This window comes from Pseudomonas alkylphenolica, from assembly GCF_000746525.1.
Classification (GTDB): Bacteria; Pseudomonadota; Gammaproteobacteria; order Pseudomonadales; family Pseudomonadaceae; genus Aquipseudomonas; species Aquipseudomonas alkylphenolica.
The window spans coordinates 4,520,533-4,539,523 of the sequence record NZ_CP009048.1; the positions used below are offsets into that span (position 1 = coordinate 4,520,533).

The 18,991-nt window shown below is 62.5% G+C and carries 18 protein-coding genes; 3 read left to right on the plus strand and 15 right to left on the minus strand.

The window, feature by feature from the left end; genetic code table 11:
* Nucleotides 1-25: 25 nt before the first annotated feature.
* On the minus strand, nt 26-3,091 hold the full coding sequence (locus tag PSAKL28_RS20730; RefSeq protein ID WP_038614051.1) for an efflux RND transporter permease subunit: 3,066 nt from the start codon (nt 3,089-3,091) through the stop codon (nt 26-28).
* Between the two features lie 6 nt (nt 3,092-3,097).
* Nucleotides 3,098-4,198: an efflux RND transporter periplasmic adaptor subunit gene (locus tag PSAKL28_RS20735; protein WP_038614053.1), complete on the minus strand. Its 1,101-nt coding sequence runs from the start codon at nt 4,196-4,198 to the stop codon at nt 3,098-3,100.
* 193 nt (nt 4,199-4,391) lie between these two features.
* Between PSAKL28_RS20735 and PSAKL28_RS20740 the strand changes: the two genes are divergently transcribed.
* Nucleotides 4,392-5,027 (plus strand): TetR/AcrR family transcriptional regulator, encoded by a 636-nt coding sequence (locus PSAKL28_RS20740; protein ID WP_038614056.1) that lies wholly within the window; start codon nt 4,392-4,394, stop codon nt 5,025-5,027.
* On the opposite strand, the gene PSAKL28_RS20745 is transcribed toward PSAKL28_RS20740, so the two are convergent.
* Nucleotides 5,028-5,807 carry a class I SAM-dependent methyltransferase gene (locus PSAKL28_RS20745; RefSeq protein ID WP_038614058.1) on the minus strand — a complete coding sequence of 260 codons (780 nt, stop codon included), beginning with the start codon at nt 5,805-5,807 and terminating at the stop codon, nt 5,028-5,030.
* A 98-nt stretch (nt 5,808-5,905) separates the two neighbouring features.
* Here PSAKL28_RS20745 and PSAKL28_RS20750 point away from each other — a divergent pair, with 98 nt between their 5' ends.
* Nucleotides 5,906-6,526 (plus strand): hypothetical protein, encoded by a 621-nt coding sequence (locus tag PSAKL28_RS20750; RefSeq protein WP_038614060.1) that lies wholly within the window; start codon nt 5,906-5,908, stop codon nt 6,524-6,526.
* A 17-nt stretch (nt 6,527-6,543) separates the two neighbouring features.
* On the opposite strand, the gene PSAKL28_RS20755 is transcribed toward PSAKL28_RS20750, so the two are convergent.
* The 6 genes from PSAKL28_RS20755 to ppc form a co-directional block, all read right to left on the minus strand.
* Nucleotides 6,544-7,374 (minus strand): isocitrate lyase/PEP mutase family protein, encoded by an 831-nt coding sequence (locus tag PSAKL28_RS20755; RefSeq protein WP_038614063.1) that lies wholly within the window; start codon nt 7,372-7,374, stop codon nt 6,544-6,546.
* A gap of 33 nt (nt 7,375-7,407) precedes the next feature.
* The gene (locus PSAKL28_RS20760; RefSeq protein WP_038614066.1) at nt 7,408-8,277 is read right to left on the minus strand and encodes a DUF72 domain-containing protein; all 870 of its coding nucleotides are present in this window, start codon (nt 8,275-8,277) and stop codon (nt 7,408-7,410) included.
* A 3-nt stretch (nt 8,278-8,280) separates the two neighbouring features.
* Entirely contained in the window at nt 8,281-8,568 is a 288-nt protein-coding gene (locus PSAKL28_RS20765) for a hypothetical protein (protein ID WP_038614070.1), read from the minus strand.
* Between the two features lie 130 nt (nt 8,569-8,698).
* Nucleotides 8,699-9,373 (minus strand): tRNA (adenosine(37)-N6)-threonylcarbamoyltransferase complex dimerization subunit type 1 TsaB, encoded by a 675-nt coding sequence (gene tsaB / locus PSAKL28_RS20770; protein WP_038614073.1) that lies wholly within the window; start codon nt 9,371-9,373, stop codon nt 8,699-8,701.
* Nucleotides 9,374-9,460: 87 nt separating this feature from the next.
* A complete protein-coding gene (gene adk / locus PSAKL28_RS20775) occupies nt 9,461-10,111 on the minus strand; it encodes an adenylate kinase (RefSeq protein WP_038614076.1) in 651 nt (216 codons plus the stop codon).
* Between the two features lie 253 nt (nt 10,112-10,364).
* The gene (ppc, locus tag PSAKL28_RS20780; RefSeq protein ID WP_038614078.1) at nt 10,365-12,992 is read right to left on the minus strand and encodes a phosphoenolpyruvate carboxylase; all 2,628 of its coding nucleotides are present in this window, start codon (nt 12,990-12,992) and stop codon (nt 10,365-10,367) included.
* Between the two features lie 135 nt (nt 12,993-13,127).
* Here ppc and PSAKL28_RS20785 point away from each other — a divergent pair, with 135 nt between their 5' ends.
* Nucleotides 13,128-13,460 carry a hypothetical protein gene (locus PSAKL28_RS20785; protein WP_038614081.1) on the plus strand — a complete coding sequence of 111 codons (333 nt, stop codon included), beginning with the start codon at nt 13,128-13,130 and terminating at the stop codon, nt 13,458-13,460.
* A gap of 70 nt (nt 13,461-13,530) precedes the next feature.
* Here PSAKL28_RS20785 and PSAKL28_RS20790 read toward each other — a convergent pair whose 3' ends face one another.
* The 6 genes from PSAKL28_RS20790 to lysS form a co-directional block, all read right to left on the minus strand.
* Nucleotides 13,531-13,860 (minus strand): PA3694 family proteiin, encoded by a 330-nt coding sequence (locus tag PSAKL28_RS20790; RefSeq protein ID WP_038614083.1) that lies wholly within the window; start codon nt 13,858-13,860, stop codon nt 13,531-13,533.
* Nucleotides 13,857-14,780: an alpha/beta hydrolase gene (locus PSAKL28_RS20795; RefSeq protein WP_038614086.1), complete on the minus strand. Its 924-nt coding sequence runs from the start codon at nt 14,778-14,780 to the stop codon at nt 13,857-13,859. The genes PSAKL28_RS20790 and PSAKL28_RS20795 overlap by 4 nt, the downstream gene beginning before the upstream one ends.
* Nucleotides 14,752-16,029, minus strand: a complete 1,278-nt coding sequence (locus PSAKL28_RS20800) for a flavohemoglobin expression-modulating QEGLA motif protein (protein ID WP_038614088.1) — start codon at nt 16,027-16,029, stop codon at nt 14,752-14,754. Before PSAKL28_RS20800 ends, PSAKL28_RS20795 begins: the two co-directional genes overlap by 29 nt.
* A 24-nt stretch (nt 16,030-16,053) precedes the next feature.
* Nucleotides 16,054-16,599, minus strand: coding sequence for a hypothetical protein (locus tag PSAKL28_RS20805; protein ID WP_038614091.1), 546 nt, complete (start codon nt 16,597-16,599; stop codon nt 16,054-16,056).
* 28 nt (nt 16,600-16,627) lie between these two features.
* Nucleotides 16,628-17,332, minus strand: coding sequence for a TetR/AcrR family transcriptional regulator (locus PSAKL28_RS20810; RefSeq protein WP_038614093.1), 705 nt, complete (start codon nt 17,330-17,332; stop codon nt 16,628-16,630).
* A 101-nt stretch (nt 17,333-17,433) separates the two neighbouring features.
* A complete protein-coding gene (gene lysS / locus PSAKL28_RS20815; protein ID WP_038614096.1) occupies nt 17,434-18,936 on the minus strand; it encodes a lysine--tRNA ligase in 1,503 nt (500 codons plus the stop codon).
* Between the last annotated feature and the right edge of the window lie 55 nt (nt 18,937-18,991).

The window sequence follows — 18,991 nt, forward strand, 5'->3', positions numbered from 1 at the left end:
GGTGGGAGCGGGCTTGCCCCGCGATTCACTCCTTCTTCACCCTGAACCAGGCGGCATACAGCGCCGGCAGGAACAACAGCGTCAGCGCCGTCGCCACAATCAGCCCGCCCATGATCGCCACCGCCATCGGCCCGAAGAACACGCTGCGCGACAGCGGGATCATCGCCAGTACCGCCGCCAGCGCGGTCAGCACGATCGGTCGGAAACGCCGCACCGTCGCCTCGATAATCGCCTGCCAGCGGTCCAGTCCGGCAGCAATATCCTGCTCGATCTGGTCTACCAGGATCACCGAGTTACGCATGATCATCCCCGACAGCGCGATCGTCCCGAGCATCGCCACAAAACCGAATGGCTGACGGAACACCAGCAGGAACAGAGTCACCCCGATCAACCCCAGGGGCGCGGTGAGGAACACCATCACCGTGCGCGAGAAGCTGCGCAGCTGCAGCATCAGCAAGGTCAGCACCACCACAATGAACAGCGGTACGCCGGCGTTCACCGACTTCTGTCCGCGCGTGGAGTCTTCCACCGTGCCACCGACTTCCAGCAGGTAACCATCCGGCAGTTCGGCACGTACCGGATCCAGGGTTGGCAGGATCTGCTTGACCAGCGTCACCGGCTGTTCCTTACCGTAGATATCAGCGCGGACGGTAACGTTAGGCAGGCGGTTGCGGTGCCAGATGATGCCCTCCTCGAATCCGTACTCAAGCGTTGCCACCTGCGACAGCGCCACGCTTTGGCCGTTGTCGGTCGGCACCGCCAGGCTTGGCAGGTTGGCAAGTTCGGTACGCTCCTGGCGGGTGCCGCGCAGGAGGATCTCGATCAGTTCGTTGTCTTCGCGGAACTGGCTGACCGAGGAGCCGGTCAGCGAGCTTTGCAGAAACTTCGCCAGGTTGGCCGTGCTCACCCCAAGGGCGCGGGCGCGGTCCTGGTCGATGTTGAGGTAGACCACCTTGCTCGGCTCTTCCCAGTCCAGGTGCACGTTGACCACATGCGGGTTCTCGCGAACCTTGGCCGCCACCTTGCGCGCCAGCGCACGCACCTGTTCGATGTGCTCACCGGTGACCCGGAACTGCACCGGATAGCCCACGGGCGGGCCGTTCTCCAGACGGGTAACCCGCGAGCGCAGGTCAGGGAACTGCTCATCGAGGGTGGCGATCAGCCAGCTGCGCAGGGCTTCACGCTCTTCAATGGTCTTGGCCAGCATCACGAACTGGGCAAAGCTGGCCGCCGGCAATTGCTGATCCAGCGGCAGATAGAAGCGTGGCGAACCGGTACCGACATAGGCCACGTAGTTATCGATACCCGCACGTTCTTTGAGCATCGCTTCCAGGCGTTTGACCTGCTCGGCGGTGTTGCTCAGCGACGCACCTTCGGCCAGTTTCAGGTCAACCATCAGCTCCAGACGTCCGGACGCCGGGAAGAACTGCTGGGGCACGAAACGGAACAACAGGATGCTGCCGATGAACAGCGCGATGGTCGCCACGATCACCGTCTTGCGCCGTTCCACACACCAGCCCACCAGGCGCCGTACACGCTGGTAGAACGGCGTGCCGTAGGGGTCAGGGCCGCCCTCGGCAGTGCCGTCCTTGGCCGCATGCAGCTTGGCCAGATCCGGCAGCAGGCGCTGGCCCAGATACGGCACAAACACCACCGCAGCAATCCACGAGGCAATCAGGGCGATGGTCACCACCTGGAAGATCGAACGGGTGTATTCACCCGTACTGGACTGCGCCGTGGCGATCGGCAGGAAGCCTGCGGCGGTGATCAGGGTGCCGGTGAGCATCGGGAATGCCGTGCTGGTCCAGGCGTAACTCGCCGCCTTGATGCGGTCGAAACCCTGCTCCATCTTGATCGCCATCATCTCGACGGCGATGATCGCATCGTCCACCAGCAGCCCCAGGGCCAGTACCAGCGCCCCGAGGGAAATCTTGTGCAGACCGATCCCCAGGTAATACATGGTGGCGAAGGTCATCGCCAGCACCAGTGGAATGGCCAGGGCCACCACCAGGCCGGTACGCATGCCGAGGGAGAAGAAGCTCACCAGCAATACAATCGCCAAGGCCTCGACCAGTACCTGGACGAACTCGCCGACCCCGGTCTTTACCGCGGCGGGCTGATCCGAGACCTTGCGCAGCTCCATACCGGCCGGGAGATTTTGGGCAATACGGGCGAACTCGGCTTCCAGCGCCTTGCCCAGCACCAGAATATCGCCACCGGGCTTCATCGACACCGCAAGGCCAAGCGCATCCTGGCCCATGAAACGCATACGCGGTGCGGGTGGATCATTGAAACCGCGACGCACCTGAGCCACATCTCCGATACGGAAGGTGCGGTCACCCACCCGGATCGGGAACTGCTCGATCTGCTCGACCGTGTCGAAGCGTCCGCTCACCCGTAGCTGCAAACGCTCGCTGGGGGTCTCAAAGAAACCGGCGGTGCTGACAGCGTTCTGTTCTTCCAACGCCTGCTGCACGGCCGCCAGGGGCAACCCCAGAGTCGCCAGCTTGAGGTTGGACAGCTCGATCCAGATCTTCTCGTCCTGTAGCCCGAGCAGCTCGACCTTGCCCACGTCCTTGACCCGTTGCAGCTGGATCTGCACGCGGTCGGCGTAGTCCTTGAGCACGGCATAGTCGAACCCTTCGCCGGTCAGCGCATAGATGTTGCCGAAGGTGGTGCCGAATTCATCATTGAAAAACGGACCCTGGATGCCAGGCGGCAAGGTATGCCGGATATCCGCGACTTTCTTGCGGATCTGGTACCACAATTCGGGGATATCGGCCGAGTGCATCGAATCGCGGGCCATGAAGGTGACCTGCGACTCGCCGGGGCGGGAGAACGAAACGATCCTCTCGTACTCACCGGTCTCCATCAGCTTCTTTTCGATGCGTTCAGTGACCTGGCGCGAGACCTCCTCGGCGCTGGCCCCCGGCCAGATGGTGCGGATCACCATGGCCTTGAAGGTGAAGGGCGGGTCTTCGCTCTGCCCCAGCTTGGTGTAGGACAAGGCGCCGACCACAGCCAGCAGAATCATCAGGAACAGCACAATCTGCCGATTGCGCAGGGCCCAGGCGGAAAGGTTGAAACCCATCGGGACTTACTCCTTGGCCGCCAGATTCACCACACGATTGGAACGATCCACCGGACGCACCTGTTGCCCCTCCTGGAGCACATGTACGCCGGCCGCCACTATCCAGTCCGAAGCATTGAGGCCTTCGAGCACTGGAACACTGTTTTCGCCATAAGCCCCCACGCGCACCGGAATACGCTTGAGGGTGTTGTTGGCATCCACACGCCAGACGTAGGTCTGGCCGTTCTCTGCGGTGAGCGCCGACAGCGGCACCGCCAGCGGCACCTGTTCGGCATGCTCGATGAACACCCGGGCGCTCTGGCCAAGCTCCGCCGGTACCTTGCCAGCGCTGAAGGCGATTCGCGCAGCGTAAGTCCGTGAACGTGGATCGGCCGAGGGTGACAGTTCGCGAATGCGCCCGTTGAAGCGTTGATCCGGTTGCGACCACAGCTCGACCGCCACTGGCTGGCCGACCTTGAAGCGCCCGAACTGCTGCTCCGGCAGGCCGATCAACACATCACGCTCGCCATCGGCAGCCAGGGTGAACACGGTCTGACCGGCGGCAACCACCTGGCCCACTTCGACCTGACGCTTGGCGATCACCCCGTCCTGCGAGGCGCGCAGCACGGCGTATTCCGCCTGGTTGCCGGCCACGTCGAATTCGGCCCGCACCTGTTTGAGGCGGGCAAGACCGGCACGGTAGAGGTTTTCGCTATTGTCGTACTGGGAACGGCTGACCATCTGCCGGTCGAGCAGGGTCTTGTAGCGGTCACGCTCGGCCTTGACCAGGTTCAGGTTGGCTTCGGCGGCGGCCAGTTGCGCACGGCTGGCCTCCAGTTGCAGCCGCACATCCTGCGGGTCGAGTTGGGCCAACGGTTGCTCGGCCTTGACCCGCTGCCCCTCCTCCACCAGACGCTTGCTGACCTTGCCACCGATCCGGAATGCCAACTCCGGCTCGAAGCGCGCACGCACCTCGCCCGGATAGCTGTCGGCAGCGGCGCTGGCCGGTTGCGGCTGCACCACCATGGCGGGGCGCAGGGAAGTCTGTGGCGCGCTCTCCTGCCCGCAAGCAGTGAGCAGCAAGGCGAGGCCGACAGGCAGAGCGAGGGGCAAGGCATGGCGCAACATGATGAATGACCTTTCGCGAGTGACGCTTTGAATATTTATACTGGCGAGTATATTAAATCAGCGTACTCCCCCGGGGAAGCGTCAGGCCAAGAGAAAAAACGCATTAACAGGCTTTCGTTATGACGATATCTGCCAGCCCGGGAAGGGTCGGCGATGTACCATGTCCACTTACCGGAATCTGTACAAGTTACCCATGCCCAACGATCTCACCGCTCCCGTCGGCCCCGGCCGGCCCAAGGACCTGGCAAAGCGCCAGGCCATTCTCGAGGCGGCCAAGCAGCTGTTTCTTACCCTTGGCTATGCCAGCACCAGCATGGATGCGGTCGCGACAGCGGCAGGTGTTTCAAAATTGACGGTCTACAGCCACTTCACTGACAAGGAGACGCTGTTCACCGCGGCGATCTCGGCCACCTGTACGGCGCAGTTGCCGGAGCTGATCTTCGAGCTCCCCGACGGCGTGCCGCTGGAGCAGGTGCTGCTCAATATCGGTTGTGGTTTTCAGGCGTTGATCAGCAGCGACCAGTCAATACAACTGACCCGGCTGATCATGACGCTCGGCACCCAGGACCCCAAGCTCAGCCAGATCTTCTTCGAAGCCGGCCCGTTGCGGGTGCTGCGCGAAATGGAGGTGTTGCTGCAGCGCGTCGACCAGCGCGGTCTGTTGCGTATCGAGCATCCCGACAAGGCAGCGGAACACTTCTTCTGCCTGCTCAAGGGCGCGCCGAACTATCGCCTGCTGCTCGGCTACTCACCGGCCCTGGACGCCGAAGCCGCCCAGGCCCATGTCGAAGAAGTGGTGACGATGTTCATGCGCGCCTATCGGCCCTGATCAGGCCTTGAGGGCCTTCTTCGGGTAGATGTCGTAGCGGCTCGACTTGCCCTCCAGGCTGTGGCTGGGCTTGGGCCCGTCGATGATCGGTGCCTTGCGCGGGCGCTTGACCACCACCCGGTGGCTGGCCAGCGCCAGGGCTGCTTCGAGCAGCGCTGGTGCATCCAGGTCATCGCCGACCAAGGGGCGGAATACGCGCATTTCCTTTTTCACCAGGGCGCTCTTGTCCCGGTGCGGGAACATCGGGTCCAGGTAGATCACCTGTGGTGGCTCGCCCTGCCAGTTGCGCATGCGCTCGATGGCGTTACCGGTGAGCAGTTGCATGCGCGCGACGATCGGGCCGACCTCGGCGTCAGTCGCAGCCCGTGCCAGACCATCCTCCAGCAGCGCGGCAACCAGCGGCTGGCGCTCGATCAGGGTCATCTGGCAACCCAGGCTGGCCAGTACGAAGGCATCCTTACCCAGCCCCGCCGTGGCATCGAGCACCTGCGGGCGCACGCCCTGGGCAATGCCCACGGCCTTGGCAATCATCTGCCCGCTGCCGCCACCGAACACCCGCCGGTGCGCCGCCGCACCTTCGACAAAGTCGACACGTACCGGGCCGGGCGCCTGCGGACCGAGCTGCTGGATCTGCAGGCCGCTTTCGCCGACCTGCACGGCGAAAGCCGCGTTATCGTCCGCCACAGGCAGTTCCAGGCGCTGCGCCCACTCTTGAGCCTTGGCCTGATAATCGGCTGTCAGTGCCTCGACCCGGATACCGCCGTCCGCCAGTTGCTCCACCTTCAAATCCTGTACTCAAAAAAATTAAATGATCGCCGGCCACGGCCGATATACGAAGTATTCGCTATTTTGCCAGACCTTCACGGCCCGCGACTGCCATGACCGACATTCTTCAGCTCAGCTCAGGTTACTTATCGCCCGTTGGCGATTATGGCCGGCACAATACCCAGGCACTGGGCGGCGTCAGCCACCTGTGGCAGGATTTTTTTGCCCGCGCCCTGGCCGAGCAACAGGCTGAAGGAACACAAGCGGACGGCGTCGTCGCCGAGCAATTCGACAAGGCCACTGGCGAGCCCCTGGGCGCTAGCCGGGTTCTGGCGCAGATTCATACGCAGCGCCTGTGCAACGTTCAGGACACCGAGATCGCCCCACCCGAACCCTTGTTCCTGCCGATTGCCGAGTTCGAACCGCAACTGCTGGAAAAGCTCGCGCCACCTTTCAGCGACGTCGAACTGATCGAGCAACAGCGCCAGCTGGATATCAGCAATACCTGGGTTCGCCCGGTGGTCATGAACCAGGGCCATCCGCTGCCGGAGCCCGGGCCAGGACCGGCACCCAAAGCACTGTACCTGCCAATCGCCGAGTTCGAGATGGAACTGCTGGACAAGGCACCTGAACCCTTTGACGAACCGACTCTGGTCGCCCAGCAATCGGCACTCGACTTCGACACCCGCTGGGCCCGCCCGGTGGTGCTGAACAACGTACGCATTGCTGCCTGAGCCTAAGCAGCAAGCGATCAACGCCGGAACAGCTGATTCAACTGATCGAATGGCATTGCCTGTTCGCCATAGGTAAAGGTGCCCTGGCCCAGGACTTCCTCGGCGCCCCGGTAAAACGCGCCGTAGGCTGCACGCATCAGCGACGAGCCGACACTGATGCGCCGCACGCCCAGGTCCTGCAACTGATTGACGCTCAAATTCACGCCACTCATGCCCATCAGCACATTCACAGGTTTGGGCGCGACGGCCTGGACCACCGCGCGGATTTCATCTGCCGTGCGTAATCCCGGGGCATACAGGACATCTGCTCCGGCTTCGGCAAAAGCCTGCAGGCGGGCGATGGTGTCATCCAGATCCATGCGCCCATGCAGCAGGTTTTCTGCGCGGGCACAGAGCATGAAGGGGAAGTCCAGACTACGCGCGGCGGCCACCGCCGCTTCGACCCGCTCCACGGCGTGATGGAAGCTGTAGATCGGCTCATCGGGATTGCCGCTGGCATCCTCGATGGAACCGCCTACCAGACCCGCCTGCGCGCCCTGCACAATCGCTTCGGCGCAGCCTTTGGGATCATCGCTGAAACCGTTCTCCAGATCGGCCGCCACCGGCAGCGCCGTGGCATCGACAATGGCACGGACATTAACCAGGGTTTCTTCCAGGGTCATGGCACCTTCGGCGTCCGGTCGCCCCAGGGAGAACGCCAGGCCGGCACTGGTGGTGGCCAGCGCCTCGAAACCGAGGCTGGCCAGCAGCTTGGCGGAGCCGGCGTCCCAGGGGTTGGCAATGACGAACGCACGATCGCGCTCATGCAGGGCTTTGAAGGCTTCGGCACGCAGGGTTTGCACATCCATGATCACGACTCCCGGGCAGGCGGCAGGACGCGTTCAGAGCAGGCCGAGCTGTTCGGCCTCAGGTGCCCTGTCCAGTTCAGGCAAGGCCGGCAATCCCGGCAGACGCTCCATCAATCCTTGATGAAAACGCTGCGCCAGGGCAGCGGCCAGGCGATTATCGGCAGTATGCAGGAAAACGTAGGGGCTGCGCCCTTCCTCGATCCACGCCGCCACTTTGTCTATCCATGGCATCAGAAAGGGTTCGTTGGCCGCCAGTTCCGGGTGGCCGATAAAGCGCACTTGCGGATGCTGACTGAAGGCGGTCGGGCGCGGCGGCACCCGCGGCTTTTTCGACTGGGCATGGAGCACGCCCGGATCATCCGAAGTACAGCTGAACAGCGCGCGCGGATCCAGGCAGATGCGCTCGACGCCACGCCCCTGCAGCAAGCGATTGAGCAGGCGCTCTTCATCGCCCTTGGCGAAGAATGCACGGTTGCGCACTTCGACGGCGACAGGCACATCGACTTCATCCAGAAAGGCGACCAGCTCGCCTATCCGCGCCGGGCCGAATGTGGCCGGCAATTGCAGCCAATAGGGCGCCACCCGTGCACCCAGCGGCTTGAGCAGGTCAATGAAAGTCTGCGCCGCGGCCAGCTGCTCGCGCAGGTCACCGCCGTGGCTGATATCGCCGGGGAACTTGGCGGTGAATCGAAAGTGCGCAGGCATGATCTGCGCCCAGCGCTCGATAGTCGCCGGCGCCGGTCGGGCATAAAAGGTGGTGTTGCCTTCTACCGCATTGAAGACCTGGCTGTAGAGACCGAGAAACTCGCTGGATCTGGCGTGCGCCGGGTACAGGTACTCGCGCCAGGCGTTTTCACTCCAGGAGGGACAACCGAGAAAATAGGGAAGCGTGGACAGACTCATCCATCAAATGTACAGGTCCAACCCCAGCACTTCCATCTCCCAGTCGACAAAACCTGCGGTGGTCAGGTAGCTGGTCAGGGCCTGGGCGGTGCGTTTGTTCCGGGCCCGGGGAAAGATCATGTCCTGCTGACGCGCAGGCAATCCGCCGCTACGGGCCTGGCCAGTGCTGGCCTGGGGCTGCACTTCGAATTCGCCCGGCAGATCCTCGTCCACATCATCACTGCGAACCGGTGCTCTGCGCGGGGCCCGTTTGATCGGATAGGACTGTGAGGAAAAACCGTCTATGCGCATGGCGATCTTCTCAGGAGCAATGATGGCAATTTAGCAGCACCTGAGCGCCTGCGCTAATGCCCGATTGATAACTGGACCACAGTTCGGGCAAAAGGTTTTATCTGACCTGGGAATAACCGACGAACAGCACTCAGCGCGCTTTCGGGGTCGCCACATTGTCGCGCAGGTACACCGGCTGGGCCTGGTCGGCAGCGATGGCCTCACCGCGTTGCCAGGCGTAGGTGGCCAGGCTCAGCAGGTCCTGAGCATGCGGCAGAAGGCTGGCATCCTGACCGCTGAGCAGCACCGGGATACGCTCAGCGTAGCCCCAACCTGTGCCGGCGCCATACCATTCGCCGCTGGCGCCCTCAGGCAGAACGGCGCGCTCGGGTGGCAACACCGCTTCGCTGCCCAGCAGGCGCATTTCCCCGTCGACGTTGTGATAGCAGCCCCAGTACACCTCATCCATGCGCGCATCGATGGCCGCCGCAACCTGGTTCACGCCCTGCTCACGCAAGGCACGCTGGGCCAGTACCGCCAAGTTGGACACCGGCAGCACCGGGCGCTCAAGGGCAAAGGCCAGGCCCTGAACCACGCCGATGGCGATACGCACGCCGGTGAAGGCCCCCGGCCCACGCCCGAAGGCAATCGCATCGACCGCCGCCAGGGTGGTGCCAGCGTCGGCCAGCAGTTGCTGGATCATCGGCAGCAGCTTCTGTGCGTGCAGGCGCGGGATCACCTCGTAATGGCTGGAAACCTTGCCGTCATGCAGCAAGGCAACGGAGCAGGCTTCAGTGGCGGTATCCAGGGCCAGCAAGGTGGTCATCGGTGTATCCAGGCGAAAGAAAAAAGAGCGGCATTATAAACAACAACGGCCCGCAAGCGGGCCGTAGTCTGCACTATCGGGTCGCAATCAGCTCAGGGCTGCCAGCACCTTGGTGGTGATGGCATCCACCGAGCCCACGCCTTCGATATGCGCGTACTTCGGCTTGCCGCCATTGGCAGCCGACAGCTTCTGGTAGAAGTCTACCAGTGGCTTGGTCTGGTCGTGATAGACCGCCAGGCGATGACGCACGGTTTCTTCGGTGTCGTCTTTACGCTGTACCAGCGGCTCGCCGGTTACGTCGTCCTTACCTTCAACCTTCGGCGGGTTGTAGACCACGTGGTAGACGCGGCCCGAACCTTCGTGAACGCGGCGACCGGCAATACGCTGAACGATTTCTTCGTCGGCGACGGCGATTTCAACCACGGCATCCAGCTCGACACCGGCAGTCACCAGGGCTTCAGCCTGAGGAATGGTGCGCGGGAAACCGTCGAACAGGAAGCCGTTCGCGCAGTCAGGCTGGGCGATGCGGTCCTTGACCAGGTTGATGATCAGCTCGTCGGAAACCAGCTTGCCAGCGTCCATGATCGCCTTGGCTTCCAGACCCAGCGGGGTGCCGGCCTTGACCGCGGCGCGCAGCATGTCACCGGTGGAGATCTGGGGAATGGCGAATTTTTCGGTGATGAACTTTGCCTGAGTACCTTTACCGGCCCCGGGAGCTCCCAGCAGAATCACGCGCATATTGTGCTCCTCATTTTTGTAAGCAAATCAATGGAGTCGGCGCAGAGGGCCAAGTCCGGAATTGGGTCATGACCACAAATCGGTCAGAAGGCTGCTCAAGATACACAGCGCCTTCAAGCCACACAAGCGGTCGAAAGTCGGAAAAAACCGCACACATCAGCGTTGCAAAGCACAGGTTGCGCCGAGCGCAACCTATTGCTTTGCAAGCATTCTCCCCTCTCTTTGCAGCCCCTCGGCGGTGCGGCGATTTATCTCAACCGGTATTGCGCAAGCCCGCCGCGATGCCCGCGACAGTGACCAGCAGAGCCTGCTCCAGCGGGCTGTCCAGAGCGGCTTCGCGCTTGCGCGATCGCGCCAGCAGCTCAGCCTGCAATAGATGTAGCGGGTCCAGGTAGGTGTTGCGCAGACGGATGAATTCCAGGGTCTCCGGGCTGTGCGCCAGTAGCACCGGCTGCCCGGTCAGGCCCAGCACTACCCGGCACGCCTGCGACAATAGGTCGCGCAAATGTGCACCCAAAGGTCGCAGTTCTGGTTGCACCAGACGTTCGTCGTAGGAGCGGGCGATTTCCGCATCGGCCTTGGCCAGCACCATTTCCAGCATGTCGATGCGGGTGCGGAAGAATGGCCACTGCTCGCGCATCTCGGCCAGCAATTCACCCTGCCCGCGGCTCAAAGCGTTGTTCAGTGCCGCCTCCCAGCCAAGCCAGGCCGGGAGCATCAGGCGGGTCTGGGTCCAGCCGAAAATCCACGGAATCGCCCGCAGGCTTTCAATACCGCCGGCACGGCGTTTGGCCGGGCGGCTGCCCAGGGGCAAGCGTCCAAGCTCCTGCTCCGGGGTGGACTGGCGGAAATATTCGACAAATTCAGGGTTGTCGCGCACCACCCCACGGTAAGCCTTGACCCCATCGGCGGCCAACTCGTCCATCAACGCGCGCCAGGCCGGCTGCGGCGGCGGTGGCGGCAGCAAGGTCGCCTCCAGCACCGCTGCCAGGTATAGGTTGAGGTTCTGTTCGGCGATGTCCGGCAGGCCGAACTTGAAACGGATCATCTCGCCCTGTTCGGTGGTGCGGAAACGTCCCGCCACCGAACCCGGTGGTTGCGACAGGATCGCCGCATGGGCCGGGCCGCCGCCACGTCCGACGGTGCCGCCGCGACCGTGGAACAGCAGCAACTCGACCTCCTGTTCGCGGCAGATCCGCACCAGGGTCTCCTGCGCGCGATACTGGGCCCAGGCGGCCGCCGTGGTGCCAGCGTCCTTAGCCGAGTCGGAGTAGCCGATCATCACTTCCTGCGGGCCATGCAAGGCGCTGCGGTAGCCCGGCAAGCCCAGCAGGCGCTCCATCACCGGACCTGCGTTATCAAGGTCTGCGAGGGTTTCGAACAGCGGCACCACGCGCATTGGCCGCAAAACACCGGCTTCCTTGAGCAGCAGCTGCACGGCGAGCACATCGGAAGCGGCACCGGCCATGGAAATCACATAGGAGCCCAGGGACGCGGCAGGCGCGGCAGCGATCTCGCGACAGGTGGCGAGCACCTCGGCGGTGTCAGCCTGTGGCTTGAAGTAGCCGGGCAGCAGCGGCCGCCGGCTGTTGAGCTCCTGTTGCAGGAAGGCGATACGCGCGTCTTCATCCCACTCTGCGTAACGTCCCAGCCCCAGGTACTCGGTGATCTCGCTCAGCGCTGCGGTATGCCGGGCGGCATCCTGACGCACGTCCAGGCGCACCAGAAACAGGCCGAACGTCACTGCCCGGCGCAGGCAGTCAAGCAACGGGCCATTGGCGATCACGCCCATGCCACAGGCGTGCAGCGACTCGAAACACAGGTGCAAGGGCTCGAACAGGTCATGGTTATGCTGCAACACCAAAGGCGAAGGTGTTTGCGGCGCCTGCAAGGCACTGTGCGCCCAGGCACGGGTTTCGCGCAGGCGATCACGCAGCTGCTTGAGCAGCGCCCGGTAAGGTTCGGCAGAATCGCCCACCTTGGCCCTTAGCGCCTCACTGGCTTGCTGCATGGACAACTCGGAGGCCAGGGCATCGATATCGCGCAGAAACAGGTCAGCGGCCATCCAGCGCGCCAGCAACAGCACTTCGCGGGTGACCGGGGCGGTGACATTGGGGTTGCCATCGCGATCACCGCCCATCCACGAGGCAAAACGGATGGGCGCGGCCTCCAGCGGCAAGTGCAGGCCGGTAGCCTCATGCAGGGCCTTGTCGACTTTGCGCAGATGATGGGGAATGGCGTGCCAGAGCGAATGCTCGATCACCGCAAAGCCCCACTTGGCCTCGTCCACCGGCGTTGGCCGGGTGCGGCGGATCTCCTCGGTGTGCCAGGCTTCGGCGATCAGCCGCTGCAGACGTTCGCGGATCTGCTCGCGTTCGGCGGGAATCAGGTCGCGATGATCCTGGGCGGCCAATTGTGCGGCGATCGCATCGTACTTCTGGATCAGCGTACGGCGTGCAACTTCGGTAGGGTGGGCGGTCAGAACCAGCTCGATACTCAGCTTGCCGAGCTGACGCGCCAGTGCATCGTCACTGTGCCCGGCCGCCTTGAGTCGGGCCAGAAGTTCGGGCAACACCCGCGCTTCGAAAGGATCGGCCTGGCCTGCGTCGCGGCGGCGAATCAGCTGGTACTGTTCAGCGATGTTGGCCAGGTTGAGGAACTGGTTGAAGGCCCGCGCCACCGGCAGCAGTTCGTCTTCAGCCAGGTCGTTGAGGGTCGAGCTCAGCTGTTCGGCAGCGCCGCTGCGATCAGCCTTGGCGCTACGCCGGATGTCTTCGATTGTTTGCAGAAACGCTTCGCCGTGCTGCTCACGAATGGTGTCCCCCAACAACTCGCCCAACAAATGAACATCTTCACGCAAGCGCACATCGATATCAGTCATCAGCCTTGTCTCCGGCATTCCTGGAAAACCGCTCTGGTCCCAGAGTGCCCCACTACCGGTCATGCTTTCAAGGCAGACCAAAGGCGGCGCAGAAGCTACGCTGAAATCAGAGCCCTGAGGATTGATGAGGTGATCATGAAAATTCGTGAACTTGCCCGGCACTGGGAACAGAACGCCAAAGGCCGCCTCAGCCCCACCGGCCATGTCCTGCATCTGGATGTGGAGTCGGCGGCGCGTCTGGCCGCCCTGGCTGAAATGTACCCCAAGCGCCGCCCCGAAGAACTGCTCGGCGAGCTGCTGGGGGCGGCCCTCGAAGAACTGGAGGCGAGCTTTCCCTATATCCAGGGCCAGCACGTGATCGCCACTGATGAAGAGGGCGATCCGCTCTATGAAGATATTGGCCCTACTCCGCGTTTCCTGGCCCTGTCACGCCGCTATCTGCAGGACATGAGCAAATCGAGCCATTGACGGCCATCGCGGGGCAAGCCCGCTCCCACAGGTGATCACCCGGTGGGAGCGGGCTTGCCCCGCGATGCTGTTACTCCTGAACCTGCTGCGGCGTTTCCTGGCCCAGACAGCGCACCGCCTGCTTCTTGTTGTCCACCAGCACCCCGGTAAGCCCTTTCTGCGACATATCGAACATCACCAGCACACCATCAACGCACTGGGCCACCTGGTTGGCCGGCTTCAGCGAGATCTTGTAATCCTCCCCCGGCACTGTCTTGAGCATGGTGAAATCAGATAGCAGCAGCGCATCTTCAGGTTTGGCGAAATGCAGATAGCCGTAATACCAGAGTGCGCCCACCGTACCGATGATGCTGCAGACACCGGTGATGATCAGGGGAATTGCGTTGCGTTCTTCACTCATTGTGACGTCTCGTCAGGGTAATTGGGGACTTCGGCCAGACGCCGTAGCCCATTGAAATGTTCCGGGTCATCGAGAAAGCGCAGCATCACCTGGCGCCAGGTGTGGTCGGCAAAGGTCTGCACATGGCCGCCCCGGGTCAGTTGCAGCACGCGTGGCGGCGGGGCCGCCTGGTACAGCTGGATGCCGTTGGCCAAAGGCACGATCGGGTCGTCGATGCTGTGGAAAAACAGCTTCGGTGATGATTTGAGCCGGGCAATCGAATGAATCGCACTGTCACCATCGGGCACCAGCCACGACAATGGCACCTGGAATGGCCAGGTCAGCCATGAATGGCTCAGGGCAAAACGTCCGACCTGACGGTAGCTGGCCGGTACGCCATCGAACACCAGGGCCTTGAAGCGCTGGCCCTGCTCAGGATGCTGGGCCAGGTAATGAATGGCCATGGCGCCGCCCAGGCTCTGCCCCAGCAGCACTTGCGGCTTGCCCTGCACTTCCGGCGCCTGATCCAGCCACGCCAGTGCTGCGGCAATGTCCTGGTAAACCTGCGGCAACGCTGGCTTGCCCTGGGACAGCCCGTAGCCCCGGTAGTCCAGCAACAGCACCTGATAGCCCTGCTCCGGCAGCCACCAGCTGCCACCCAGATGCCAGGCCAGGTTGCCGCCGTTGCCATGCAGGTGCAGCACCGTGCCCTTGACCTCGACGCCGGCCTTGGCCGGCAACCACCAGCCGTGCAGGCGCGTGCCGTCCGCTGCAGTGAGCGTCAGGTCACGGTACTCAAGCCTGGCCTTCTGCGGGGTGAACGGCTGGCCAGGCTCGGGGTAGAACAGCAGCGAACTGCAACCGCCCAGACTCAGCAACACCAGCAGCAGGCCGAAAAACCCGCGCCCTGCTTCAGAGAATGTTCGAATAATCGGCTTCAATCCGGTCCAGGCTCAGGTGGTTGAGGAAGTTGGAAAAACACATCCAGGCCGACAGCGCGTTGAGGTCGCGAAACTGCTCCGGCAGGTATTTGGGTGGTTCCACCAGGCCTTCATCGACCAGTTGGCGCAAGGTGCGCATGTCCTCAAGGGTGGTCTTGCCGCAGAACAGCAAGGGGATCTGTTCGAGCTTGCCCTTGCGCACGGCCAACTGAATATAGTTGTAAACCATGATGAAGCCCTTGAGGTAGGACAAGTCCTTGGTAAATGGCAAGCCATTGGGTACCGAGCCACGGAACACCCGGCTGGCGTTGCCATAACTCTCCGGCATGCCGAAGCCCTGGGCGCGGAAGAACTCGTAGACCTGCATGAAGTCGGCGCCCTCCTCGACCATGTGAATGGCCCGGGTGCGGTTGGTCAGCTTGCGCAGGCGACTCGGGTAGGAGGCAAAGGCAATGACCTCCATGAGAATCGCCAGGCCCTCCTGGGTCACGGTCGACGAGGGCGGGCCCTTGGCCAGGAAGGTGCAGATCGGCTGGTTCAGGCCGTTGAGGGTAGTGCCCACATGCACCAGCCCCTCATGGACTTCCAGCGCGCGCACATCGCGGCTGTTGAACATGGCGTCGGCGCGGATCTTGATGTAGTCGGCCCCGGCCGCGGCATCGGCGACGATACCATCGGACTCGAACACCCGGATGGTGTCCTCGGCTTCGTTGAACACTTTGTTCAAACGGCCCTGGAGCATTTCCACGGCCTGTTTGGCGGTGAGGTTCTTCGGTTCGTCCTTGAGGTCGCCGCGGCCGTCGATGTTGTTCAGGTAGTCGGAAAGCATCAGGCCGAGGTCGGCCAGGGTCGGATCACCGGCATGGAAGGCATCGGACGCTGCGCCATACAGTTCCTGGGAGATCAGACCGAAATCTTCGGTGCCGCGCGCTTCGAGCATGCGCACCACCATGCGGTACTCCTTGCACATGCGCCGCATGATCTGCCCGACCGGGTTGAACTGGCCCAGCTGGCGGGTGATGTCGCGCTCGATGTTCTGGAACTCGAGCTTCACCGCACCGGAGTCGAACGACAACGGCCGCCCCTGATAATAGGCGCGATCGACTGCTGGCGGCTCTTTGCCTTTGGCCTTGAGAAAACCCTGGCGGATGCTGTCGTCCCACTTCACCGCATCGAGCACGCGAATGGGCGTTTGCGCCAGGACAATGCGATCAGACAGGGCACGTATCGTCTGCTGGTACTCGTCCACCCTACACTCCTTGAATTGAGACTATTACTTGCCAGCCCGCTGGAACCGCGCCACTTCGATGAACAGGTCGGAGTTGGCCGGGTCGTCCAGATAAGCCAGGACACGCTCGGCCGGACTGTCGATCAGCACGCCTTCGCCGTTTTCCTCCGACACCTCATAGGTGCGCCCGCTGAGCTCTTTTTTCTTCACGGCCTGGCTGACCTGTTCAACGTCGAGGTTGTAGACCACCAGTTCCTTGCGTTCGATAATTTCGAAGCCACCGATCAGGAAGTTGCCGCCCAGACGCTTGGGTACGCCGGCCGAGAGGTACCAGCGGTTGCCGTGTCGGGACACGGTGAAGACGTACTCATCACGTTTCTTGTCCTTGCCGATGGCCACCGCCTTGTAGGCGTCGCCGCCGCTGCGGCTTATCTGCAGGGTCAGCGGTTCGCCCCAGGCGTCCTTGCTGGTCCATTTGCCAAGCAGGGCCTTGGGAGCCGCCGCATTGGCCGGCATCGGTTCATTGAAGGTCACCAGACAACCGCCAAGCAGCAAAAACGACAGCGCCAACAGCAGACTTCTGGCTTTCATCGGGTTCTCCTTGAAATAGGGTCGCGGCTCACACGGCGGCCAGTACCAGATGCAGGTACCGGGTAAGGATAGCGAGCATCTGCGCTTGCGCATCGGCGCGTGAGCCGTCGAGCAGGCCCTGATATTCCATCTGCTCGATAATCGCCGTCAACACCAGCGCATCCTGCTGTGGCTGACGCGAGCCCACGACCTGCAACATCTGGCCGGCACCACGCAGCAGAATCTGCTCGTGCAGCTTAACCAGTTCGGCCAGGCGCGGGCACAGCAACGCCTCCTGGCGAAAGGCCTGCTCGGCCATCAGGAAGTCGCGACGGTTGTGCAACTGGCGCTGCACATAGTCGGCCATCATCTTCGCCACTTCATCGGCCAGACGCGCCCGGCACTGTGGGCTGTGATCGCCCTGCGCGAGCAACTGACGCAGCAGCACCTCGGTGTGCTCCCACAATTTGGCCATGTAGGCCGCACTGCGCTCCACATATTGAGCGAAGGTATCGGTGAGCAGGTCTTCGATGTCTTTGAAGTAGTAGGTGGTCGCCGACAGCGGCACCCCGGCCTCGGTCGCCACCGCGCGGTGACGCACACCACGCACACCCTCGCGAACGACAATGCGCATGGCCGCGTCGAGAATGTCCTGGCGGCGCTGCTCGCTGCCCTGGCGGCTGGCCTTGCGGCCCTGGTACTGAACGCTTTCGGCGACCGTCGTGGCAACGCCAGCGGCACCTTGTTGAGCCATTGCAGGAGTCACTGCTGACCTACCCCCATGAAGTGGATTCGAAAGAATAATTTTCTACAGGCATGAAAAAGCCGCCCCGGAAGGCGGCTTGTTCAGAACACTCAGGCCTGTGGACGCATGTGCGGGAACAGGATCACATCGCGAATCGATGGCGAGTTGGTCAGCAGCATCACCAGACGGTCGATACCGATACCTTCACCGGCGGTTGGCGGCATGCCGTATTCCAGGGCGCGGACGAAGTCGGCGTCGTAGTGCATGGCTTCGTCGTCGCCAGCGTCCTTGTCCGCCACCTGGGCCATGAAACGCTCGGCCTGGTCTTCCGCGTCATTGAGCTCGGAGTAGGCGTTGGCGATTTCGCGACCACCGATGAACAGCTCGAAGCGGTCGGTGACGTTCGGGTTCTCGTCGTTGCGACGGGCCAGCGGCGAAACTTCGAACGGGTACTGGGTAATGAAGTGCGGCTGCTCCAGCTTGTGCTCGACCAGCTCTTCGAAAATCATCACCTGCAGCTTGCCCAGGCCTTCGAAGCCAAGGACCTTGGCACCGGCTTTCTTGGCGATAGCGCGGGCCTTGTCGATGTCGTTCAGGTCGTCGGCGGTCAACTCAGGGTTGTACTTGAGGATCGAGTCGAACACCGACAGGCGTACGAACGGCTCGCCGAAGTGGAACACCTTGTCGCCGTACGGCACGTCGGTGCTGCCCAGGACCAGCTGTGCCAGTTCACGGAACAGCTCTTCGGTGAGGTCCATGTTGTCTTCGTAGTCAGCGTAGGCCTGGTAGAACTCGAGCATGGTGAACTCGGGGTTGTGCCGGGTCGAAACGCCTTCGTTACGGAAGTTGCGGTTGATCTCGAAGACTTTCTCAAAGCCACCAACCACCAGACGCTTGAGGTACAGCTCCGGCGCGATACGCAGGAACATGGCCATGTCCAGGGCATTGTGGTGGGTTTCGAACGGCTTGGCTGCGGCACCACCGGGGATGGTCTGCAGCATCGGCGTTTCCACTTCGAGGAAGTCGCGCTTGATCAGGAAGTTGCGGATATGGTTGATGACCTGCGAACGCACGCGGAAGGTATCGCGCACTTCTTCGTTGACCATCAGGTCGACGTAACGCTGGCGATAGCGCTGCTCGGTATCGGTCAGGCCGTGGTGTTTGTCGGGCAGCGGGCGCAGCGACTTGGTCAGCAGGCGCACGTTGGTCATCTCGACGTACAGGTCACCCTTGCCGGAACGCGCCAGGGTACCTTCGGCGGCGATGATGTCGCCCAGGTCCCAGGTTTTCACCGCGGCCAGGGTTTCTTCCGGCAGGGTCTTGCGGTTGACATAGACCTGGATGCGTCCGGTCATGTCCTGGATCACCATGAACGAGCCACGGTTGAGCATGATGCGCCCGGCAACCTTGACCGGAATCGCTGCAGCTTCCAGCTCTTCCTTGGTCTTGTCGACATACTGTTTCTGCAGGTCGTTGCAGTAGCTGTCACGGCGGAAGTCGTTGGGGAAGGCATTACCCTTGGCACGCTCGGCGGCAAGCTTTTCCTTGCGCAGGGCGATCAGGGTGTTTTCTTCCTGTTGCAGGTCTTGCGGGTCGAGTTTGAGGTCGCTCATGTCGTCACATTTTCCATCAGAGTTCATTGTCCCTTGCCTGTGGCCAGGGATCGCG